Raw genomic sequence first — 22,834 nt, forward strand, 5'->3', positions numbered from 1 at the left:
GTCACTTGCTCCCGTCGGCGTCGGTCGTGGGCGCCGGCGAGCCCACCGGCCCGCATTCACCCGGCGGATCCATCGAGATCCCGTACACCTCACGGGTTCCCCCGAGCGGGACGAGACCGACGGTCATCTCGATCCCCGGCTCGAACCGCACGGCGGTGCCGGCCGGGATGTCGAGGCGCCGTCCGTGCGCGAGCGCGCGATCGAAGTCGAGGGCGGCGTTGGACTGGGGGAAATGGACGTGGCTGCCGACCTGCACCGGGCGATCACCGGAGTTGACGACGCTCAACTCGACGACGTCCGCGCCGGCGTTCAACTCGATCGTGCCCTCGGCGGGGATCACCTCGCCCGGGACGAGCGAGGAGCGTGTGGCAGTGGGTGGCGTAGCCGACATCTCGGCCTCTCTTCGACAGCTGGAGATCGGTTGGCGGAGCGGAGTTCAAGCGATCGGGTCGTGGACGGTCACCAGCTTGGTGCCGTCCGGGAACGTCGCCTCGACCTGGACGTCGTGCAGCATCTCGGGCACGCCGTCCATCACGTCGTCGCGTCCGAGCACCTCACGACCGGAGGTCATGAGCTCGGCCACCGACCTACCGTCGCGGGCGCCCTCCAGAACGTGATCGGTGATGAGCGCGACCGCCTCAGGGTGATTGAGCTTCAGGCCGCGCGCCTGCCGCCGTCGCGCGAGCTCGGCCGCATACGAGATCAACAGCCGTTCTTGTTCATGCGGCGACAGTCGCACCGAGTTCGCTCCTCGCAGATGGCCGACCGGGTGGTCGTCGTTGATGGCAGTGGAGACATCCTGCCACGCCGAGGAGGCCTCGGCTCGCCGACGGCCACCGGGTTCGCCGGTGATCGCGAGATCAGTACTCCGGCGGTGAGACCGTGACCACTCGGACCGGGATTCGCGAGACGAACTCCGACCGGTTACCGGGCTTCGATGTTCTGGAGTCGCACCTGGGTCCTGGCGAGCAGCGTGCCATCCTGATCAACCATGTCGACGGCCCACAGCTGCTGACGCCGACCGCGGTGGATCGGCGTCGACGTCGCGGTGACCGTGCCGGCGCTGACGGACTTGAGGAAGTCGGTGTTGTTGTTGACGCCGACCGCGTGACCGCCGATGCCGGTCTCCTGCAGCCAGATGAATCCGCTCATGCTCGCCACGCTCTCACCGATCGCGCAGTAGACGCCGCCGTGGACGATCCCGAACGGCTGATGGTGACTCTCGGTGATCTCCATGGTGGCGACGATCCGATCCGGACCCGCCTCGACGACCTCGAGTCCGAGCACGCCGTCGAGTCCCTTGCCGAAGGAGTTCCGGAGGATCTCGTCCGCACTGTTCGCAGTCATGGCGTCAACATTGGCACGGCCGTCCGGCGTTCGCGATACCGACCCGGGAACACCGATGCCGGCCCCGGCGTTGTCTGTCCAGTGAAAGCGGAAGGCCCCGCACCTCGATGAGATGCGGGACCCTCCGTGACGTGAACCGGGGGTCTCTGCAGCCCTCAGTACTCTCGCGCGGTCCGACGTGACACTTAATGTAGGCTAGCCTTACCAACGTGTCAAGGGCTCGGGCGTAAGGCCACGTGAAAGGCGAAATCGCCTCCGCGGACGCGACAACCAGATGAAGACGTGAGCCGAGGGCGCACAACGGAAGGCACAGCAGTAAAATGCGAAAGATGAATGGGCTAGGCGACCTCGAGCGCGCGGTGATGGACACGTTGTGGGCGGGCTCCGAACCGAAGACCGTCCGGCAGGTGCATGCCGAACTGTCCCAGGATCGATCCCTCGCCTACACGACGGTCATGACCGTTCTGCAGCGTCTCGCGAAGAAGAACCTGGTGACACAGATCCGCGACGACCGCGCACACAAGTACGTCCCCACCCACCCCCGCGAGGACCTGGTCGCGAGTCTGATGGTCGACGCACTCAGCGAGGCCGACGCGCCCGGATCGCGGCACGCAGCCCTCGTCTCGTTCGTCGGACGGGTCGGTGCCGACGAAGCCGCGGCGCTCCGCCACGCTCTCGATGAACTCGAAGCCGCACGAGGAACCCGCGACACCGGTTAGATTCGCGGCACAACCCCCAACAGCCCACCCCTGAGGAAGCCCACCGGATGACCGCCCTGCTCTTCGGCATCGTCAGCCTGGTGCTCGCCGGACCCGTACCCGAGGCATTATCTCGGGCGCAGTGGCCGATCCGAGCGCCACGCGCGGCGATGACGCTGTGGCAGGCCATCGCACTCGCCGCCGTGTCGTCGGCGTTCAGCTGTGGCCTGGCGATCGCCGCCAACCTCCTGGTGATCGGGGCCGACGGCACGCCGACGACGCATCCGCTCCGCGAGATCGACCGCCTCGGCCTCCCCCTGTGGCTGACCTGCGTGGGCGTTTTCATCCTCACCCTGCTGGTCGGCGCCCGCCTCTTCTACACGACCATCCGCGTCGGACTGCGCACCCGCGCCCGTCGCAAGGCCCACCGCCAGCTGATCGACATCCTCGATCGCTGCGACCGGACCGACGCCGATGACCCCCTCTACGCCCGCGACGTCCGCATGATCGACGTCGAGCAGCCGCTCGCCTACTGCCTCCCCGGTCTGCGCCAGCGCGTCGTCGTCAGCGAGGGTGTCGTCCACCGGCTGACGCGCGACGAGCTCATCGCCGTCATCGCCCACGAACGCGCACATCTACGGGCCCGACACGACCTCGTGCTCGAGGCCTTCATCGCGCTGCACGAGGCCTTCCCGCGGTTCGTCCGTTCCAGGTCCGCTCTCGGCGCCGCCGAACTGCTCGTCGAAGCGCTCGCCGACGACCAGGCCGTCCGAGCCACCGCACCGACGACCCTCGGCCGCGCGCTCGTCGCCTGCGCCGACGCGGTGGCCCCCCGCGGTGCGATGGCGGTCGGCGGGCCGACCACGCTCACCCGCGTCCACCGCCTGCGCGACGACCGCCCCGCCCACTGGATCGCGGTCGGCGCCTACGCGACTGCCGCTGTCATCCTGGTGCTGCCGACCCTCGCGGTCGCGATCCCCTGGCTCACCGAGCTCAACCGCCTGATGTCGGCTTTCTGAGTCCGCCAACCCCCGACCGGTTGAACACCTTCCGCGCGCGGCCCGAATGGTGAGGCAGATCGCCGGATCGGATCGTGAGGCAATAGGCTGTCGGACATGAACAACGTCGAGGCATCGTCACCGTCCGGGAAAGCTCAGATCGGCGTCACCGGTCTGGCCGTCATGGGTTCGAACATCGCGCGTAACTTCGCCCGCAACGGGTACACGGTCGCGCTGCACAACCGCAGCATCGCCAAGACCGACGCACTGCTCGAGAACCACGGCAGCGACGGCAATTTCATCCGCACCGAGACGGTCGCGGAGTTCGTCGCCGCACTCGAGCGCCCGCGCCGCGTGCTGATCATGGTCAAGGCCGGCGACGCCACCGACGCGGTGATCAACGAGCTCGCCGACGCGATGGAGCCCGGCGACATCATCATCGACGGCGGTAACGCCCTCTACACCGACACCATCCGCCGCGAGGCGGCGATGTCGGCGCGTGGACTGAACTTCGTCGGCGCCGGCATCTCCGGTGGTGAGGAAGGCGCCCTCAACGGCCCCTCGATCATGCCCGGCGGACCCGCCGAGTCGTACAAATCACTCGGCCCGCTGCTCGAGTCGATCGCCGCCCAGGTCGACGGCGAACCCTGCTGCACCCACATCGGTCCCGACGGCAGCGGCCACTTCGTCAAGATGGTCCACAACGGCATCGAGTACGCCGACATGCAGCTCATCGGCGAGGCCTACGACCTGATGCGCAAGGCCCTCGACATGCCCGTCGCCGAGATCGCCGACGTCTTCCGCGAGTGGAACGGGACCGAACTCGAGAGCTACCTCATCGAGATCACCGCCGACGTGCTCAGCCAGGTCGACGCCGAGACCGGCAAGCCGCTCGTCGACGTCATCGTCGACGCCGCCGGCCAGAAGGGCACCGGCCGCTGGACCGTGAAGTCCGCGCTCGACCTGGGCATCCCGACCACCGGCATCGCCGAGGCCGTCTTCGCCCGCGCCCTGTCCAGCGCCACCGACCAGCGCGTCGCCGCCCGCGGCCTGTCGTCGGGCAACCTCGGGGACGCGCCCACCGACAAGGCGCAGTTCATCGCCGACATCAAGACCGCGCTGTATGCCTCCAAGGTCGTCGCCTACGCCCAGGGCTTCGACCAGATCGCCGCCGGCAGCGCCGAATACGGTTGGAACGTCGACCGCGGATCGCTGGCCACCATCTGGCGCGGCGGCTGCATCATCCGCGCGCAGTTCCTCAACCGCATCCGCGAGGCCTACGCCGACGATCCCGAGCTGCCCAGCCTGCTCCTCGCCCCCTACTTCCGCGAAGCGGTCGAGGTCGGCATCGACAGCTGGCGCCGCGTCGTCGCCACCGCCACCCTGCTCGGCATCCCGGTGCCGGCCTTCGCCTCGTCGCTGTCGTACTACGACGCCCTGCGCGCCGAGCGCCTGCCGGCCGCCCTCACCCAGGGCCTGCGCGACTTCTTCGGCGCCCACACCTACAAGCGCGTGGACAAGGAAGGCACCTTCCACACGCTGTGGAGCGGCGACCGCTCGGAAGTGACCGAATAGGAGCCTGCGAGAACCGGTGCGATTCATCGAAGGCCATCGGCCGACCCACGACCTGACCTACGACGATGTCTTCATCGTCCCCAACAGGTCTGATGTCAGTTCGCGATTCGATGTCGACCTGTCGACCTCGGACGGCAGCGGGACCACCATCCCGATCGTCGTGGCGAACATGACGGCGGTCGCGGGCAAGCGCATGGCCGAGACGGTCGCGCGCCGCGGCGGACTCGTGGTCCTCCCGCAGGATCTTCCCATCGAGGCCGTCGCGTCGTCGATCGCGTTCGTGAAATCGCGCCACCTCGTGGCCGACACCCCGGTCACGCTCACCCCGTCGGATTCGGTGTCCGATGCGGTCGCGTTGATCCCCAAGCGATCCCACGGCGTCGCGGTCGTCGTCGAGGACGGACGCCCGGTGGGTGTCGTCACCGAGAAGCGGTGCCGCGACGTCGACCGCTTCGCCCGGGTCCGCGAGGTCCTCGACCCCGACATCGTCACCCTGCCCGTCGACACCCCGCCCCGCGAGGTGTTCGACGCGCTCGGCGACCTCCACCTCGGCGTCGCCGTGCTCGTCGACGCCGACGGCAAGCTGGCGGGTCTCCTGAACCGCGTGGGCGCGCTGCGCCACGCGATCTACGAACCGAACGTCGACGCGTCCGGCAAGCTGCGGATCGCCGCGGCCGTCGGGATCAACGGCGACGTGGTCGGCAAGGCCCGCGCGCTCGTCGCGGCCGGTGCCGATGTGCTCGTCATGGACACCGCGCACGGGCATCAGGAGAAGATGCTGACCGCACTGAAGTCGGTCGCCGATGCGGGACTCGGTGTCCCGATCGCGGCGGGCAACGTGGTCTCCGCGGAGGGCACCCTCGACCTCATCGCCGCCGGCGCGTCGATCATCAAGGTCGGCGTCGGCCCGGGCGCGATGTGCACCACCCGGATGATGACCGGCGTGGGTCGGCCGCAGTTCTCCGCGGTGGCCGAATGTGCCGGGGTCGCAGCGAGTCACGGTGCGTCGGTGTGGGCCGACGGCGGTGTCCGTCATCCGCGCGACATCGCCCTGGCGCTGGCGGCCGGTGCGTCGAACGTGATGGTGGGCTCGTGGTTCGCGGGCACCCACGAATCACCCGGCGATCTCCTCGAGGACGAGCAGGGCCCGTACAAGGTGAGTTTCGGTATGGCGTCGAAGCGGGCGGTGGCCGCGCGGTCGACCGGCGACAGCCCGTACGACCGTGCCCGCAAGAGTCTCTTCGAGGAGGGCATCTCGTCGTCCCGGATCCGGCTCGATCCCGATCGTCCCGGCGTCGAGGACCTCATCGACCACATCTGTTCCGGGATTCGCAGCACCGCAACCTATACGGGGGCCAGGAACCTGCGGGAACTGCACGACAAGGTCGTCCTCGGAGTCCAGTCGCCCGCCGGTTTCGCCGAAGGGCGTCCCCTGCCGGGCGGGTGGTGACGTGGAGATCCTGCTTCTCGTCGCCAGCCTGATCGGCTTCATCGCCCTCACGCTGGGCACGGCGCTGTTCGTCGCTGCCGAGTTCTCGTTGACCGCCTTGGAACGCTCGACGATCTCGGCGGACGTGGCCAAGCGCGGGGACCGGCGCGCACGGCTGGTGCAGCGCGCGCATTCGACGCTGTCGTTCCAGTTGTCCGGCGCCCAGCTCGGCATCACGATCACCACGCTGATCACCGGCTACATCGCCGAACCCGTCCTCGCCCGCATCATCAAGCCGCCGCTGGAAGCGGCCGGGGTGAGTCCCTCGGTCGCCTCGGCGACGTCGCTGATCCTCGCTCTCGTCATCGCCACGTCGCTGTCGATGGTCCTGGGTGAGCTGATCCCGAAGAATCTCGCGATCGCCAAGTCGCTGGCCGTCGCCCGTGCCACATCGGGTCCGATGACGGCGTTCTCCGCGGTCTTCCGCTGGGCGATCAACGGACTCAACGGCACCGCGAACTGGATCGTCCGCCGGTTGGGCATCGAACCGACCGACGAGCTCGCCTCGGCCCGCTCACCGCAGGAACTCGTGTCGCTGGTCCGCAACTCGGCCCGGCGCGGCGCGCTCGACGAGCAGACCGCCACGCTGGTGGACCGTTCGCTGCGCTTCGGTGAGCTGACCGCCGAGGATCTGATGACGCCGCGAGTCACCATCGACACCCTCGACCGCGAGGACACCGTCCGCGATCTCGTGATGGCGTCGTCGCGCACCGGGCACTCGCGTTTCCCCGTCGTCGTCGACGGTGACCTCGACGACCTCGTCGGCGTGGTCCACATCAAGCAGGCGTTCACCATCCCGCCCGAGCGTCAGGCCACCACGCGCGTCACCTCGATCGCACGCAGCGTGCCGCGCGTCCCCGCCAGCCTCGACGGCGACGCTCTGATGCAACGCATCCGCGCCGACGGCATGGAGCTGTGCGTCGTCATCGACGAATACGGCGGGACCGCGGGCATCGTCACCACCGAGGACCTCATCGAGGAGATCCTCGGCGACGTCACCGACGAACACGACGACGAGCGCGCCGACGTCGCGATCGACGGCAACGGCTATCTCTGTGCGGGGCTGCTGCGCATCGACGAGCTCTACGACGCGACCGGCTATCACGCCCCCGACGGTCCGTACGACACGCTCGGCGGCCTGATCATGTACTGCCTCGGACGCATTCCCACGGTCGACGACGTCGTCGACCTGCCCCGCCGCTCCCCGGTCGGCGACGGCGACGACGAATCCCCCGAGATGCCCGAAGCCCGCGACGACATCACCTGGCGGGCCACCGTCGCCCAGATGGACGGCCGACGCATCGACGTCGTCGCATTGCGACCGGCCCCCGCCGGCGACTCCCTCGGCGACGAGCCACGAGACACGGAGGCCGGAGATGGGTGACCTCTGGGCTGTCGTCCTCGCCTTCGCACTGCTGGGCGGCAACGCCTTCTTCGTCGGCGCCGAGTTCTCGCTGATCTCGGCGCGCCGCGACCGGCTCGAGGCGTTGGCCGAGAGCGGCAAGAGTCGTGCACGAACCGTCATCAAGGCCGGTGAGAACCTGTCGCTGATGCTGGCCGGCGCCCAGCTGGGCATCACGATCTGTTCGATCCTGCTCGGCCGCGTCGGCGAACCCGCGGTCGCGCACCTCATCGAGAAACCGCTGGAACTCGCGCACGTGCCGCACGCGCTGCTGCACCCGATCTCGTTCGCCATCGCGTTGTCGCTGGTGGTGGTGCTGCACATCCTGCTGGGTGAGATGGTGCCGAAGAACATCGCCCTCGCGGGACCCGAGTCGGCGGCGATGCTGCTGGTCCCGGTGCACCTGATGTTCATCCGCCTGGTGCGTCCGCTCATCTCCTTCTACAACTGGCTCGCCAACATCTCGCTGCGCCTGATGCGCGTGGAACCGAAGGACGAACTCGAGTCCACGGTGTCGCTGGGCGAGCTGGCGCAGATGCTCGGCGAGTCCAAGCAGGAAGGTCTCATCGATGCCGAGGAACACGAGCGCCTCACCCGCGCTCTGCAGTCCATCGGCCGCACCGTCGCCGAGGTGATGATCCCCCTCGAGAAGATGCGCAGCGTCAAGGTCCAGGTGTCGGCGACCGGCGGGATCGGCCCGACGCTCGGCGCGGTCGAGAAGGCCGTCAGCGAGACCGGGTTCTCCCGCTTCCCGGTCCGCGGATCCGACGGCACGTTCACCGGTTACCTGCATCTGAAGGACGTCCTCGACGAGATCCTCGACGAGCACATCGGCCCGGACACCATCATCGGTGTCGACAAGATCCGCCCGCTGCCGGTCATCGCGTCCAACACACCCCTCGACGAGGCGACCACCGTGCTGCGCCGCACCAGCTCGCACCTGGGCGCCGTCGTTGACGACAACGGCCGCACGATCGGCATCGTCCCGCTCGCCGACCTCGTCGAGGAGTTCGTCGGCAACGTCCGGGACGAGACCCACCGGGTGTGACGACCGTGACCGCGCACGTGGAAGAGCAGACCGTGTTGACGGGCCGCGAGTGGCGGGCCCGGCGCGACGAGCATCAGGGACGCGTCGACGCGCTCATCGGTCCGTACCTGGAGGCGCGCCGCAAGGGCGGCAAGCATCCCGTCGTCGACTTCCTGTTCACCTACTACTCGTCGCGGCCGTCCCATGTGCTGCGCTGGCATCCGGGCTTCGGCGTGCGTCTCGAGGACGCCGACGAGTTCCTGCCCCTGCGCGGCTACGAACGTGCCGACTCCGGTGTGCACGTGGGCATCGACTACGTCCGACGCCGCCGCGACGCACTGCAGGCCACGGTGGATCTGCTCGACGCCACCGCCGCGCGTCCGGCCCGGCTGGGCTGCTTCGGGCTCCACGAGTGGGCCATGGTCTACCGCACCGACGAGACCCGGCACGACATCCCCTTGCGTCTGGGTGCCGCCGGCACCGACCGGGTCGTCGAACAGATGCCGTTGCGCTGCACGCACTTCGACGCGTACCGCTTCTTCACCGAGCCGGCGCGGCCGCGCAACGAGAACGAGCTGAACCGTGCGTCGCAGATCGACCACGAACAGCCGGGGTGCCTGCACGCGACCATGGACCTCTACCGGTACTGCTTCACCCTGGCGCCGCTGTTGCCCGCCGACCTCACCGTCGACTGCTTCGAACTGGCGCTGCGCGCTCGTGACCTCGACATGCGTGCGAGTCCGTACGACCTGCGCCACCTGGGATATGAGCCGGTCCCGATCGAGACCCCCGCCGGACGAGCCGAATACGTCCGGGAACAATCGGCCATCGCCGACGCCGGAACACAACTCCGCGCGGAGGTGTTGGGACGGTGTACGCACCTGGCCGAGATCGCTCGCCACGCCTAAACAGGACGCCTGTACGGTTCAGCGTTACCGGCTAGTAGCATGGATGTCGTCTTCATTCGCTCGAGAAAGGCAATCATGTCGGACCGGATCACCGTCAACGGGTTGCAGGTCGCTTCCGTCCTGTACGACTTCATCAACAACGAGGCGTTGCCCGGTACCGGTGTAGAGGCCGACGCCTTCTGGTCGGGTGCGGCATCGGTGATCGCCGACCTCGCCCCGCGCAACCGTGAGCTGCTCGCCGTCCGCGACGATCTGCAGACCAAGATCGACGCCTGGCACCGCGATCACCAGGGCGCCGACCTCACCCCGGGCTCTGCGGATTTCGACGCCTACAAGTCCTTCCTGACCGAGATCGGTTACCTCGCCGAGGTCCCGGCCGACTTCCAGATCACCACCGGCAATGTGGACCGCGAGATCGCCGAGACCGCCGGTCCGCAGCTGGTCGTGCCGGTCCTCAACGCACGGTTCGCGCTGAACGCCTCCAACGCCCGCTGGGGTTCGCTCTACGACGCCCTGTACGGCACCGACGCGATCCCGGAGACCGACGGCGCCGAGAAGGGTTCGTCGTACAACAAGGTGCGCGGTGACAAGGTCATCGCCTACGCCAAGGACTTCCTGGACAAGGCGGTCCCGCTCGAGCAGTGCAGCTACACCGACGTGCGGTCCTTCGCCGTTCAGGACGGCGCCCTGCAGGTGACCCTCGACGGGGGCGCGACCTCGACGCTGGCCGATCCGGCCGCCTTCGTCGGCTACCGCGGCGACGCCGGCTCACCGTCCTCGATCCTGCTTCGCAACAACGGTCTTCACCTCGACATCGAGATCGATCCCTCCTCGCCGATCGGTTCCACCGATCCGGCCGGCATCAAGGACGTCGTCGTCGAGTCCGCGATCACCACGATCATGGACTTCGAGGACTCGGTCGCCGCGGTCGACGCCGAGGACAAGGTCACCGGCTACCGCAACTGGCTGGGCCTGAACAAGGGCGATCTGTCCGAAGAGGTCACCAAGGGTGGCAAGACCTTCACCCGTGTGCTCAACGGCAACCGCGAGTACACCGCTCCCGACGGCACCGGCTTCGACCTCCACGGCCGTTCGCTGCTGTTCGTGCGCAACGTCGGTCACCTGATGACCAACGACGCGATCCTCGACGCCGAGGGCAATGAGGTTCCCGAGGGCATCCTCGACGGCCTGGTCACCTCGCTGATCGGCATCCACGGCCTGAGCGCAGAGGGTCTGCAGAACTCGCGGACCGGTTCGGTCTACATCGTGAAGCCGAAGATGCACGGCCCCGACGAGGTCGCCTTCACCGTCGAGCTGTTCGGTCGCGTCGAGCAGGTGCTCGGCCTGCCCGCCAACACGCTCAAGGTCGGCATCATGGACGAGGAACGCCGCACCACGGTCAACCTGAAGGCATGTATCAAGGCCGCCTCGGAGCGCGTGGTGTTCATCAACACCGGCTTCCTCGACCGCACCGGCGACGAGATCCACACCTCCATGGAGGCCGGCGCCATGGTGCGCAAGGCCGAGATGAAAAAGCAGAAGTGGATCGCGGCGTACGAGGACTTCAACGTCGACACCGGCCTGCACGCCGGCCTGCAGCACAAGGCGCAGATCGGCAAGGGCATGTGGGCCATGCCGGACCTGATGGCCGACATGCTCGAGCAGAAGATCGGTCACCCCAAGGCCGGCGCCACCACCGCATGGGTGCCCTCGCCGACCGCCGCGACCCTGCACGCGCTGCACTACCACCAGGTCGACGTCTTCGAACGTCAGGACGAGATCGCCAAGCGCGACCCGGCGTCGGTCGACGACATCCTCACCGTGCCGCTGGCCGCGAAGACCGACTGGTCCGACGAGGAGAAGCAGCAGGAACTCGACAACAACTGCCAGTCGATCCTGGGCTACGTGGTCCGCTGGATCGATGCCGGCGTCGGCTGCTCGAAGGTGCCCGACATCCACGACGTCGCACTGATGGAGGACCGCGCCACCCTGCGTATCTCCAGCCAGCTGCTGGCGAACTGGCTGCGCCACGGCATCGTCTCCGAGGCCGACATCGTCGCATCGCTCGAGCGGATGGCCCCGGTCGTCGACCGCCAGAACGCCGGCGACAAGGCCTACAAGCCGATGGCCCCGGACTTCGACTCCAACATCGCCTTCCAGGCGGCCAAGGAGCTGATCCTCGAGGGCACGACGCAGCCCAGCGGCTACACCGAGCCGATCCTGCATCGCCGTCGCCGCGAGTACAAGGCCGCCAACGCGGCCGGCTGACACCTCGGTCACGACGCACTGATACGACCGTGCCGGTCCCCGGTGGACCGGCACGGCGTATCGTCGTACCCTGCGCTGCACATCGACCGGGTGGAGCCCGGGGACAGCACGCTCAGAGCAGGGAGGGCATCGGCGTTGGCACATCATCGGAACCGCGGCGAGAGTATCCGCAACCGTGGCGTCAGCCGAGGTGTCGTCTTCGCACTGCTGTCGATTCTGCTCGTCGCCGCCATCGTGGTCACCTGGCGCGACCTCGGTGACCGCATCAACCGGCAGGCCGACGACGCCGCCGCCCAATGCGTCGAGGGCGCCACGTCGGTGCCGATCATCGCCGACCCCGACATCGCACCCGGGCTCGCCGCGATCGCGACCTCCTTCACGAACACGAAACCGGTGGTCCGCGACCACTGCGTCACCATCGCCGTCCGGCCCGGCGACGCGAAGATCACCCTCGACGGCCTGACCGGGAAGTGGGACGCCGAGTCGATGGGTGCCTACCCCGCTGCCTGGGTGCCGCAGTCGTCGGTGTGGTCGGCGGATCTGGCCACGGCCAAACCCGATCTGATCGAGGGCAACTCCCGTTCACTCGTCTCGACACCGGTCGTTCTCGCGGTCTCGCCCGAACTCGCCAAGGCCGCCGGCGACCAACTCGACTGGTCGCAGATCCCGCTCCTGCAACAACGCGACGCCTCGCTCACCGAGTTCGGCCTGCAGGGCTGGGGCTCGTTGCGCATGGCGATGCCGATCGGCGCCCAGTCCGATGCCAGTGCACTGGCGGCGCAGGCCGTCGCCACCCGCGTGACACGGACGACCGGCCCGCTGACCACCGCCGACGCCGAGTCGCCGCGGGTGACCTCCAGCGTGAAGGCGATGCTCGGCGGCGCGCCGCTCTCGCCCGATGGAACCCCGCAGGGCGCGGCCACCGCGATCGCCAATGCCGCCGACCCGGCCAAAGCCGAGATCCACGCCGTGCCGATCACCGAGCAGCGGCTGTACCAGATCACCAAGACCGACCAGCCCGCGCGGCTGTCAGAGGTGATCCCGTCCGGACCGACGCCGATCGCGGACTACCCGATCATCCGTCTCTCCGGCCCGGAGGTCGGAGACGTCGCGGCCGACGCGGTCGCGGACTTCATCTCCTACGCATCACAGCCCGAACAGCTGAAGCTGCTCACCGAACTCGGCTTCCGCGGCGACGCCCCGATGCCGTCGGCCACCGCCACGGTCACCTTCCCGCGAACCCGCGATCCGATGCCCACGCCGGAGGACGGCGCGATCGTCGCCATCAACCGCGTCGTCTACGGACCGACGAGTGTGCCGGCGAGCTCTGCGGTCTCGCCGGCACCTTCGGGAACCGCGGGCGGGTAGCCCTCAGCTGCTGTAGGCCTCGATCGGCGCGCAGCTGCACACCAGGTTGCGGTCGCCGTACACGCCGTCGATACGACGCACCGAGGGCCACACCTTGGCCCGGGCACCGGCCGACGGGAGTCCCTGCGGGTAGACCGCGATCTCTCGCGAGTACGGGTGGTCCCACTCGCCCACCAGCGCCTCGGCGGTGTGCGGTGCCCCGCGCAGCGGGTTGTCGTCGACCGGCCACTCGCCGCTGCCGACCCGGTCGATCTCCTCGCGGATGGCGATCATGGCGTCGCAGAACGCGTCGATCTCGTCGAGATTCTCGCTCTCGGTGGGCTCGACCATCAACGTGCCGGCCACCGGGAAGCTCATGGTCGGCGCGTGGAAACCATAGTCGGCCAGGCGCTTTGCCACATCGTCGACCGAAACGCCGGTCTCCTTGGTGATCGCCCTCAGGTCGAGAATGCACTCGTGCGCGACGAAGCCGCCCTCGCCGGTGTAGAGCACCGGGTAGTGGTCGCCGAGCCGCTTGGCGACGTAGTTCGCCGCGGTGATGGCCGTCAGCGTCGCCCGGCGTAGACCGGCCGCACCCATCATCGCGATGTAGGCGTAGGTGATCGGCAGGATCGTCGCCGAACCGTACGGTGCCGCGGCGATGGTCGCGGTGCCGGGCAATTCGTCGGCGAGGGGGTGCCCGGGCAGGAACGGTGCGAGGTGCTCGCGTACCGCAACCGGACCCACGCCCGGGCCGCCGCCGCCGTGCGGGATGCAGAAGGTCTTGTGCAGGTTCAGGTGGCTGACGTCGCCGCCGAAATGACCCGGACGTGCCACGCCGACCAGGGCGTTGAGGTTGGCACCGTCGACGTAGACCTGGCCGCCGGCGTCGTGGACGGCACCGCAGATGTCGCGGATGTCGTGCTCGAAAACGCCGTGCGTCGACGGGTAGGTGATCATGATGGCCGCGATCCGGCCCTCGTTCGCGGCGATCTTCGCGCGCAGATCCTCGAGATCGACGTCGCCGTTCTCCCGGCAGCCGACCACGACGACGCGCATGCCCGCCATGACCGCCGACGCGGCGTTGGTGCCGTGGGCGCTCGACGGGATCAGGCAGATGTCGCGGTCGAGGTCGCCCCGGCTGCGGTGGTACCCCCGGATCGCGAGCAGTCCGGCGAACTCGCCCTGCGACCCCGCGTTCGGCTGCAGGCTCACGCGGTCGTAGCCGGTGACGGCGACGAGCCAGTCCTCGAGGGTGGAGATCAGCTCGCGGATGCCGACGGTGTCCTCCACCGGCGCGAACGGGTGGAGACCGGCGAACCCGGGCCAGGTGATGGGTTCCATCTCCGTGGTCGCGTTGAGCTTCATGGTGCAGGAGCCGAGCGGAATCATGCTGCGGTCGAGCGCGATGTCCTTGTCGGACAAGGCCCGCAGGTAGCGCAGCATCGCCGTCTCGGTGCGGTACCGGTTGAACGCCGGGTGCGTCAGGTACTCGCTGGTGCGGTTCTCGATGGGCTGGGCGAAGTCGAGCGGTTGCACACCGGCGGCGCCGAACGCCCGCAGTACACCGTCGAGGTCGGCCTCGGCGGTGGTCTCGTCGCAGGCGATGGAGACGGTGTCGGTGTCGACGCGGCGGAGGTTGATGCCCTCGCGGCGAGCCTGGGCGATGATCACATCGGCCTGGCCGGGAGCACGGACCTCGACGGTGTCGAAGAACGAGCCGTGTGCGACCGAGAAGCCGCCCGCCGCCAGCGAGTTCGCCAGGCGGACCGCGGCGTCGTGGGTGCGGCGCGCGATGGCCCGGAGCCCCTCCGGTCCGTGGTATGACGCGTACATCGCGGCCATCACGGCGAGCAGAACCTGCGCCGTACAGATGTTGCTGGTGGCCTTCTCACGGCGAATGTGTTGCTCACGGGTCTGCAAGGCCAGGCGGTAGGCGAGGTTGCCGTCGGAGTCCTTGGAGATGCCGACCAGTCGCCCCGGCAGCTGGCGGGCGTGCTTCGAACCGACCGCGAGGTAACCGGCGTGCGGACCGCCGAAGCCCATCGGCACGCCGAAACGCTGCGTGGTGCCGAAGCACGCATCCGCGCCCTGCTCCCCCGGCGGCGTGATGAGCGTCAGTGCGAGGAGGTCGCCACCGACCGCGACCAGGGCGCCACGTTCGTGCGCGGCGGCGATGATCGGAGCGGCGTCGACGATGCGGCCCGACGCGCCGGGCACCTGCAGGATGACGCCGAAGAAGTCGCCGTCGGGCAGGCCGTGGTCCGGCCGCTCCGGATCCAGCGACGCCTCGACGACCTCGATGCCGAGCGGCTCGGCGCGGGTCTCGATCACCGCGCGGGTCTGCGGGAAGAGATCGGCGTCGACGACGACACGTGGCGACTTGGACTTGCCGGCGCGCCGAAGCAACGTCATCGCCTCGGCGGCCGCGGTGGCCTCGTCGAGCATCGACGCGTTCGCCACCTCCATGCCGGTGAGGTCGGCGACCATGGTCTGGAAGTTCAGCAGCGCCTCGAGGCGTCCCTGGCTGATCTCCGGCTGGTACGGCGTGTACGCGGTGTACCAGGCCGGGTTCTCCAGGACGTTGCGCAGGATGACGCCGGGCGTGTGGGTGCCGTAGTAGCCGAGGCCGATCATCGAACGGGCCACGGTGTTACGGGCCGCGAGCCCGCTGAGCTCGGCGAGCACCTCGCTCTCACTCTGCGGCTGCGGCAGTGCGCCCAGCACGTTCGAGTCGAGTTCGTCCGCGATGACCGCGGGGATGGCGCGATGGGCCAGTTCGTCGAGCGACGACACACCGATCACCGAGAGCATGCGCTGCGTCTCGTCGGGGTCGGGTCCGACGTGGCGGTCCACGAAGGTGACTGGCGCTGACGACGGGTCGGCTGAGGGCATGATGAGGGCAACCTCTCGCAGGCGCCGGCGCGGTGCCGGCAGGCTCGCCCTCCCCCTCTGTCATGTCGCCGGCCGGTGGCCGGGAGGACGCCTGAGAGATTCGGTGCCACGCGACGTTGCGTGACGACCTTTCACCGTGGGCGGACGACTGATCGTCACTTTCCAGAGACGCCGTCACCACCACGGTCCGGGTGCCTGAGAGTTTGACGGAGAGGTGTTGCTCCTTCGGCGGTCACCCGTACTGCTCGGTGACGCTCTCCCGTGGCGTAGCGACGCGCGCACCAGTGTACGCAGGTCGTTGCCGTGTTGGTCCAGACGACATCGCGAGAGTCGTGAGGATCACGTGACGGGATGCTGTGAGGGGCGGTGCTAACCGGTGCGACGGGTGCGGCTCTTGCGTCGCGCCGCGAGCTCGTCCTCGGGTGCCGTCTCGCTGACGCCGCCGTCGGCGCGTTCCCCCGGGAAATCGGCGATGGTGCCGGTCAGCTCGCGCATCGCACCGCTGACCGCGATGCCGAACACTCCCTGCCCACCCTGGAGGAGGTCGACCACCTCTTCGGCGGAGGTGCATTCGTAGACGGTCGTGCCGTCGGAGAACAGGGTGATCTTCGCCAGATCCTCGACGCCACGCTTGCGGAGGTGGTCGACGGCGACACGGATGTTCTGCAGCGAGATGCCGGTGTCGAGCAGTCGCTTGACGATCTTGAGGACGAGGATGTCCTTGAACGAGTACAGACGCTGGCTGCCCGAGCCGGCGGCGCCGCGGATCGACGGGACGACCAGCGAGGTGCGAGCCCAGTAGTCGAGCTGGCGGTAGGTGATGCCGGCGATCTGGCAGGCACTCGGCACGCGGTAGCCGACGAGCTCGTCGGGCACGGTGTCGTCGGGGAAGAGACCCGGTGCGATCTCCTCGAGGCTGCCCTGGGTCGGGCCCGCGGGGCGATCGGACACAGCGTGGTCGGGTGACGGGTCGCTCGACGTCACTTCACTGTCGACCGGACGATCGCCCACTTGATGTCTCCCTCGCAAAGCTCGGACCGGATGCCGCATCACATGCCTGACATCCACGTCCACAGTACGCGGTCCAGGCCCTGCTCGGGTCAGCCGATCACATCTTCATCGGCCCGTGAGTGGTGCTCGATGTCGGGTTTGACGCTATGCCGCGCGGGACACCGGATCAACGCGACGCGCCATGTGGCTCAACCTCAAGTTGAGATTGAGACAAACGGTGACCTCTCGGTTGCCGTTCCGTGACCGGGTACAGCCTCAGGCGCCGCTGGCCTTGAAATCGTCGGGCGAGACGTTGTCGAGGAATTCCTTGAACTTCTCGACCTCGTCCTCTTTGGTCCCGTCGACCGACTCGGCGGTGGCGTCCTCGGGCTCCTCTTCCGGGATCAGCAGACCGGCCTCGACGAGGACCTCTTCGTCGGCGATGATCGGCACCTCGGCACGCATCGCGACGGCGATGGAATCCGACGGCCGCGCGGACACCCGGAGATCGCCCGAGAAGATCATCTCGGCATAGAAGGTGCCCTCTTGCATGTCGACGATGCGCACCTCGAGGAGCGTCTGGCCGAACTCGCGGATGAGGTTCACGATCAGGTCGTGGGTCAGCGGACGGGGCGGCTCGATCCCCTTCTGACGCAAGGCGATCGACGCGGCCTCACTCTGTCCGATCCAGATCGGCAGGTAACGCTCGCCGTCGACCTCACGGAGTAGGAGCACGGGCTGACTCTGCGGGGGCTCGACCCTGATGCCCACCACACGCATCTCGCTCATCTCGCACCTCCCAGACGCCTCGTAGGGCGATCGATTGATGACCTCGACGCTACACCGCTCAGGCGATACACGGCGGCCGACTCGCTGCTGCGCGACACGATCATTCCGGCCCGATGAGGACCCCGGGGAACGCGGAGTGTGCTGGTCGAGGAAGAGTTCAGTCGAGCACGTCGCGGACGGCCGACTTGACCAACTGCGTGTGCAGGGTCACCGACAGCGCCGCGATCTCGCGCACGAGTTCCTCGGCGCGGTCTCGCGCACCGGTCCCCTTGCCCTTGGCTATGGGGTTGGCGATCTGGGCGACCAGACCGGCCTCCCGGTCCGCGGACACCTTGAAGGCACGCAGATGGCGCGTCTCGAGGCCATAGCTGGCCAGCGCCGCGGCGGCCTCGACGAGGCGCACCGCGTCCTCGTCGAAGAAGCCGGCCGGTCCGGGGGTCAGCAGTCCGTTGCGCTGCAGCTCGGTCACGAACGCCGAGTCGACGCCCGTGCGCTCGATCAGCGTATCCCGGGACACCCGACCGGCGCGCGCGCCGAAATCGGTTGCGGGGGCCACGGTGCCGCGGGCCGTGGACAACGCCACGGTCCCGCCGGAACCGAAGCCACCGTTCCCGTTGTCGATCGCGTCGAGCTGTTCCTTGATGACCTTCAGCGGGAGATACCGGTCCCGCTGGGCGGTCAGTACGAAGCGCAACCGTTCACAGTCGGCTTCGCTGAATCGCCGATAGCCGGACGGCGCCCGCTCCGGGGTCACCAGACCCTCCGATTCCAGGAACCGGATCTTCGAGATCGTGATGTCTGGGAAGTCATCACGCAACTGGGCGAGGACCGTGCCGATGGACATCGATCCCTCGCCGCGGGAGGCTGTGGACGCCGTCACGACGTATCAGGCGTCGGCTTCGTCGCGTGGTCCGCTGAGGAAGACCAGACGGAACTTGCCGATCTGGACTTCGTCGCCGTTGCTCAGCGATGCGGTGTCGACGGGCTCCCGGTTGACGTAGGTGCCGTTGAGGCTGCCCACGTCGACGACCTGAAACTCGTTGTCGCCGAGACGGAATTCCGCGTGACGACGGCTGACCGTCACATCGTCGAGGAAGATGTCGCTGTCGGGATGCCGACCTGCGGAGGTCGTCGGCTGGTCGAGGAGGAACCGCGATCCCGCGTTGGGTCCCCGCTTCACGACAAGCAGCGCGGTCCCGGGAGCGAGTCGCTCGACTCCCGTCTCGGCCGGCTCACTCGAGGTGCTGGTTCCGGCATCGAGTTCATTGATGAACTCCTCCCGGAACACCGAGGTGGTCTCCACCGGCGCCTCGAAGTCCCTGTCGTTTTCGCTCACCACTTCTCCTTCGTCGTCGTCAGTGCAATCGCACTGTCAGTGCACACCGCACTGTTCGGCCAGCCGCACTGTCCGGCCGTCCACGTCTCCGGTCCCGATCGCGGTCTCGCGTCGGCTCGGAGTCGGCTCTCGCACGATGGCCGGTTGAATCTACATGACATGTGCGGACGGGTAGATCTCGGTGCATGATCGCGAAGTTGGTTCACGTCACGCCTCTTTCCCACTGCCGTAACCGTACCGGTCATGTCGATCGCACCGGCGAGCGAGTCGACTCCGGCACGGTCGATCATATCGTCACCGGGGCGATCAGCCAGGTCGATCAGAGCCACCGGGGCGTATCGGCGGGAAGTCCTACCCTTCGATGACGGCGCGGTAGCCCGCGGCGTCGAGAACATCACCCAGTTGCTCGTCGAGGGTCGCCTCGTCGGCGGCCTCGATCTCCACCAGCCAGCCCTCACCGTACGGGTCCGAATTGACCAGTTCCGGTGAGGCGTCCAGTGCGTCGTTGACCGCGCTGACGGTACCGGTCAACGGCCCGAAGATGTCGGAGACACTCTTGGTCGACTCGACCTCGGCGAAGGACTCGCCGACGGTGACCTCTGCACCGGAGTCGGGCAGCTGCACGAACACCACGTCGCCGAGCGCATCCTGCGCGAAGTCGGTGATGCCGATGCGCACGGCCGTCGGCCCGATCTTCTCGATCCACTCATGTTCTGCGGTATAGCGCAGGTCTTCTGGCACTTTGCTGTCGGTCACAAGGGCCCCTTTCGTTCCCGTCAGACTCTACTGTCTGGGGAGGTGTCGGCCTGACGGCGCGACGGCATGTGTCGCATCACCAGGATCGTCTGATACCAGTACAGGACGAAGGACCACAGGTAGAGCCCCACGCCCCAGATCATGAACGCCCACCCGATCGGGTAGGCGAAGCCGCTCACCGCATCGATCTGTCCGGCGAGCAGCCACGGGAACGCGCTCATCAGCGCGAAGGTCGCCGCCTTGCCGATGTAGAGCACCGGGAGTGCGAACACACCGCGCGAGCGCAGCAGCGGTGCCGTGGCGAACAGCAGTACGTCGCGCCCGATGATGATGCCGATGAGCCACCACGGGATGAACTCCCGCACGCCGAAGGCCAGCGGGATGATCACGATGTACAGCCGGTCGGCCGCCGGGTCGAGCAGGGCCCCGATCCGCGAGGACTGATCGAGCAGCCGCGCGAGTTTCCCGTCGAGCCAGTCGGAGACCCCGGAGAAGATCAACACCGCGAACGCCCACCCGTCGGCCTTCTCGACGAGCAGCAGCCAGAGGAAGACCGGGATGAGGACGAGCCGAAGCACGCTGAGCGCGTTCGGCACCGTCACGATCCGGTCCGGAGCCGGCGTGGGTGCCGCCTCCGGTTCGGTCACCGGAAGATCCCGATGATGCCCTGCAGCGTCTTCGCCCCGCCGGAGGAGAAGAGGTTGTCGTGGACCATGTAGGTCCACGTCGTCGTCGAGCGGTGCAGATCCGAGGAACCGAGGTCGACTCCGTCCGCGGTGATCTCGGCCTCCCGGAACGTCTCCCGTGCCTTCTCGAGCGCCTTGGCGGGCAGATCGGAGAACTCCGCGAGGATCATCCGGTGGAACTCGTCGAGCGGGCTCTCCTTACCCAACGACCGCAGATGGATGCTCGCCCGGACATCGGAGACGAACGCGAGATGGTCTGCCCACGCACGGTCGAGGTGGTAGAGCACGATCTCGCGGGCCGCCTGGCTCAGCACCTCTCGCGGCACGGTCTCGGTGGCGGCCTTCGACGTTTCGTCCGACTTCTCCGCGTCGCCCGACGTCGTGGGCTTCTCCCCCGTCAGTTCGGCGTAGCGCTCCGGTTCGAGTTCGGCGAGCTCGTCGAGCGCGGTGTCGGTGGTGAGGATCTTCATGCGCCGGTCGACGATGATGTCGCGCTGCTGGTTGACGAGCTTGTTGTAGCGCCAGGTGTTGGCGTGCAACTCCAGGCGGACGCCCTCGGCGATCCGCTGCGCCTGCTCGATGAGGTCGATGCCCTTGCTGCCCATCGAGCCGTCCTCGTTGGGCGACACCGGATCACGCTTGAACGCGAGGTTCTTGGTGACGACCGGGTCCTCGAGGCTGGAGAAGAAGACCGACGTGCCGGGGTCGCCCTGGCGTCCGGCGCGACCCCGCAACTGGCTGTCGAGACGCTCGGTGTCGTGCCGTCCGGTGCCGACCACGCACAGTCCACCGAGCTCGACGACCGCGTCGCGGGCGGCGGCGTCGTCGGCCGAGCCGCCCAGCCGGATGTCGGTACCACGACCGGCCATCTGCGTCGAGACCGTCACCGCGTTCAGCGCGCCGGCCTCGGCGATGATCTTCGCCTCCTGCGCGTCGTTCTTGGCGTTGAGGACCACCGACGACACACCCGCCTTCTCGAGGAAGTACGCGAGCTCCTCGGACTCGGCGACGTCGTGGGTGCCGATGAGGACCGGCTGGCCGGTCTCGTGGATCTCCTTGACGTAGGCCACGATCGCCTCGACCTTGTTGGCCTTGGTGTCGTAGACCCGGTCGGGCAGATCGGTGCGGATGTTCTCGGTGTTCGGCGGGATCTGCGACACCCGGAGGTCGTAGAACTGCCGGAACTGCTCTCCGGCGGCGAGCGCCGTACCGGTCATGCCGCACACCTTCGGGTAGCGGCCGATGAGCGCCTGCACCGTGATGGTGTCGATGACCTCGCCCGAGTCGGTCTGGGCGAGCCCCTCCTTGAGTTCGACGGCCGCCTGGACGCCGTCCGGCCAACGCTGCAGCTGGGCCACGCGGCCGCGCGAGGCGTTGATCAGGTGGACCCCGCCGTCGCGGACGATGTAATGGATGTCGCGTTCCAGCAGGTAGTGGGCGTGCATCGCGATGCTGACGTGCACGAGCGTGGAGCCGACGTGTTCCTCGCTGTAGAGGTTGATCCCGCCGAGTTCCTCCTCGACGAAGGCCGCGCCCTCGTCGGTGAGCGTCACGTTGCGGCCCTCGGCGTCGACCTCGTAGTGCTTCTTCTTCATCCGCGACACCACGTCGTGGATGGCCTGGTCGGGAACCTCGGTCTCGGTCGATCCGGCCAGCACCAGCGGCACGAGTGCCTCGTCGACGAGCACCGAGTCGGCCTCGTCGATGATCGCGACGTCGGGCTTGGGTGAGACGAGGTCGGCCTCGGACAGGGCCAGCTGGTCGCGGAGGACGTCGAATCCGATCTCGTTGACCGAACCGTAGGTGACGTCGCCGGCGTAGGCGCGTCGACGCTCCTCGCGGCTGGAGTTCTCCGAGATGGCATGCACCGCAATGCCGAAGACGTCGAAGAGCGGCTTCATCCACTCGGCGTCGCGGGTGGCGAGGTAGTCGTTGACCGAGATGACATGGACCTGGTGTCCTTCGAGGACATACCCGATCGCGGCGATCGCACCGGCGAGCGTCTTGCCCTCACCGGTGGCCATCTCGACGATGTCGCCCTCGAGGAGACGCAGCGCGCCCTGCAGCTGGACGTCGAAGGGGCGCAGGTTGATCGAGCGGTCCGCGGCCTCCCGGACGAGCGCCAGGAACTTCGCCCGGTCGCCGGGCTTGGACCCGATGTCGAGCTTCTCGGCCTCACCGACGAAGGCGTCGTCGGCGAGTTCGGCTGCCCAATCGGTGTGGGTCTCGGCCTCCTTGATCACACTCAGCGACTTCGACTGGTTGCGAGTCGACTGGGCGCCCAGAAGTCGCCACATGCTGTTGCTCAGCTTTCCCACCGAAA

Annotated in this window: 20 protein-coding genes and 1 riboswitch; of the genes, 9 read left to right on the forward strand and 11 right to left on the reverse strand. The window is 68.1% G+C overall.

Features of this window, described 5'->3' with window-relative positions:
• Window position 1 precedes the first annotated feature (1 nt).
• The 3 genes from C5O27_RS16730 to C5O27_RS16740 form a co-directional block, all read right to left on the reverse strand.
• Window positions 2–391: an urease subunit beta gene (locus C5O27_RS16730; RefSeq protein ID WP_127963191.1), complete on the reverse strand. Its 390-nt coding sequence runs from the start codon at window positions 389–391 to the stop codon at window positions 2–4.
• Window positions 392–436: 45 nt separating this feature from the next.
• A complete protein-coding gene (locus tag C5O27_RS16735; protein WP_006360919.1) occupies window positions 437–739 on the reverse strand; it encodes an urease subunit gamma in 303 nt (100 codons plus the stop codon).
• A 185-nt stretch (window positions 740–924) separates the two neighbouring features.
• Window positions 925–1,347, reverse strand: a complete 423-nt coding sequence (locus C5O27_RS16740) for a PaaI family thioesterase (RefSeq protein WP_006360918.1) — start codon at window positions 1,345–1,347, stop codon at window positions 925–927.
• 320 nt (window positions 1,348–1,667) lie between these two features.
• Here C5O27_RS16740 and C5O27_RS16745 point away from each other — a divergent pair, with 320 nt between their 5' ends.
• From C5O27_RS16745 to C5O27_RS16785, 9 genes are all read left to right on the forward strand, one after another.
• Window positions 1,668–2,066, forward strand: a complete 399-nt coding sequence (locus C5O27_RS16745) for a BlaI/MecI/CopY family transcriptional regulator (RefSeq protein WP_006360917.1) — start codon at window positions 1,668–1,670, stop codon at window positions 2,064–2,066.
• A gap of 47 nt (window positions 2,067–2,113) precedes the next feature.
• On the forward strand, window positions 2,114–3,064 hold the full coding sequence (locus C5O27_RS16750) for a M56 family metallopeptidase (RefSeq protein WP_127963192.1): 951 nt from the start codon (window positions 2,114–2,116) through the stop codon (window positions 3,062–3,064).
• Between the two features lie 96 nt (window positions 3,065–3,160).
• The gene (gndA, locus tag C5O27_RS16755; protein WP_006360915.1) at window positions 3,161–4,618 is read left to right on the forward strand and encodes an NADP-dependent phosphogluconate dehydrogenase; all 1,458 of its coding nucleotides are present in this window, start codon (window positions 3,161–3,163) and stop codon (window positions 4,616–4,618) included.
• A 16-nt stretch (window positions 4,619–4,634) separates the two neighbouring features.
• Window positions 4,635–6,068 (forward strand): GMP reductase, encoded by a 1,434-nt coding sequence (guaB1, locus tag C5O27_RS16760; RefSeq protein ID WP_127963193.1) that lies wholly within the window; start codon window positions 4,635–4,637, stop codon window positions 6,066–6,068.
• Window position 6,069: 1 nt separating this feature from the next.
• Window positions 6,070–7,491: a hemolysin family protein gene (locus C5O27_RS16765; RefSeq protein ID WP_127963194.1), complete on the forward strand. Its 1,422-nt coding sequence runs from the start codon at window positions 6,070–6,072 to the stop codon at window positions 7,489–7,491.
• Window positions 7,484–8,557: a hemolysin family protein gene (locus C5O27_RS16770; RefSeq protein ID WP_006360912.1), complete on the forward strand. Its 1,074-nt coding sequence runs from the start codon at window positions 7,484–7,486 to the stop codon at window positions 8,555–8,557. Before C5O27_RS16765 ends, C5O27_RS16770 begins: the two co-directional genes overlap by 8 nt.
• The gene (locus C5O27_RS16775) at window positions 8,554–9,444 is read left to right on the forward strand and encodes a 3-methyladenine DNA glycosylase (protein WP_127963195.1); all 891 of its coding nucleotides are present in this window, start codon (window positions 8,554–8,556) and stop codon (window positions 9,442–9,444) included. Before C5O27_RS16770 ends, C5O27_RS16775 begins: the two co-directional genes overlap by 4 nt.
• Before the next feature lie 75 nt (window positions 9,445–9,519).
• Complete coding sequence (locus tag C5O27_RS16780; RefSeq protein ID WP_127963196.1) at window positions 9,520–11,712, forward strand: malate synthase G; 2,193 nt, start codon at window positions 9,520–9,522, stop codon at window positions 11,710–11,712.
• Between the two features lie 135 nt (window positions 11,713–11,847).
• Window positions 11,848–13,080: a substrate-binding domain-containing protein gene (locus C5O27_RS16785; RefSeq protein ID WP_006360909.1), complete on the forward strand. Its 1,233-nt coding sequence runs from the start codon at window positions 11,848–11,850 to the stop codon at window positions 13,078–13,080.
• A 3-nt stretch (window positions 13,081–13,083) separates the two neighbouring features.
• On the opposite strand, the gene gcvP is transcribed toward C5O27_RS16785, so the two are convergent.
• The 8 genes from gcvP to secA2 form a co-directional block, all read right to left on the reverse strand.
• On the reverse strand, window positions 13,084–15,954 hold the full coding sequence (gcvP, locus tag C5O27_RS16790) for an aminomethyl-transferring glycine dehydrogenase (RefSeq protein WP_127963197.1): 2,871 nt from the start codon (window positions 15,952–15,954) through the stop codon (window positions 13,084–13,086).
• A 173-nt stretch (window positions 15,955–16,127) separates the two neighbouring features.
• Window positions 16,128–16,226, reverse strand: a riboswitch (glycine riboswitch).
• A 97-nt stretch (window positions 16,227–16,323) separates the two neighbouring features.
• The gene (locus C5O27_RS16795) at window positions 16,324–16,965 is read right to left on the reverse strand and encodes a MerR family transcriptional regulator (protein WP_006360907.1); all 642 of its coding nucleotides are present in this window, start codon (window positions 16,963–16,965) and stop codon (window positions 16,324–16,326) included.
• A gap of 255 nt (window positions 16,966–17,220) precedes the next feature.
• Complete coding sequence (locus C5O27_RS16800) at window positions 17,221–17,733, reverse strand: bifunctional nuclease family protein (protein ID WP_127963198.1); 513 nt, start codon at window positions 17,731–17,733, stop codon at window positions 17,221–17,223.
• 157 nt (window positions 17,734–17,890) lie between these two features.
• On the reverse strand, window positions 17,891–18,577 hold the full coding sequence (gene ftsR, locus C5O27_RS16805; RefSeq protein ID WP_127963199.1) for a transcriptional regulator FtsR: 687 nt from the start codon (window positions 18,575–18,577) through the stop codon (window positions 17,891–17,893).
• Between the two features lie 42 nt (window positions 18,578–18,619).
• Window positions 18,620–19,072 (reverse strand): glycogen accumulation regulator GarA, encoded by a 453-nt coding sequence (garA, locus tag C5O27_RS16810; RefSeq protein ID WP_005199386.1) that lies wholly within the window; start codon window positions 19,070–19,072, stop codon window positions 18,620–18,622.
• Between the two features lie 348 nt (window positions 19,073–19,420).
• Window positions 19,421–19,825 (reverse strand): glycine cleavage system protein GcvH, encoded by a 405-nt coding sequence (gcvH, locus tag C5O27_RS16815; protein WP_006360904.1) that lies wholly within the window; start codon window positions 19,823–19,825, stop codon window positions 19,421–19,423.
• A 20-nt stretch (window positions 19,826–19,845) separates the two neighbouring features.
• A complete protein-coding gene (locus C5O27_RS16820) occupies window positions 19,846–20,472 on the reverse strand; it encodes a CDP-alcohol phosphatidyltransferase family protein (RefSeq protein ID WP_006360903.1) in 627 nt (208 codons plus the stop codon).
• Window positions 20,469–22,829 (reverse strand): accessory Sec system translocase SecA2, encoded by a 2,361-nt coding sequence (gene secA2, locus C5O27_RS16825; RefSeq protein WP_040004407.1) that lies wholly within the window; start codon window positions 22,827–22,829, stop codon window positions 20,469–20,471. Before secA2 ends, C5O27_RS16820 begins: the two co-directional genes overlap by 4 nt.
• Between the last annotated feature and the right edge of the window lie 5 nt (window positions 22,830–22,834).

Source organism: Gordonia alkanivorans (genome assembly GCF_004011905.1).
In the GTDB taxonomy this organism is placed as follows: Bacteria; Actinomycetota; Actinomycetes; order Mycobacteriales; family Mycobacteriaceae; genus Gordonia; species Gordonia alkanivorans.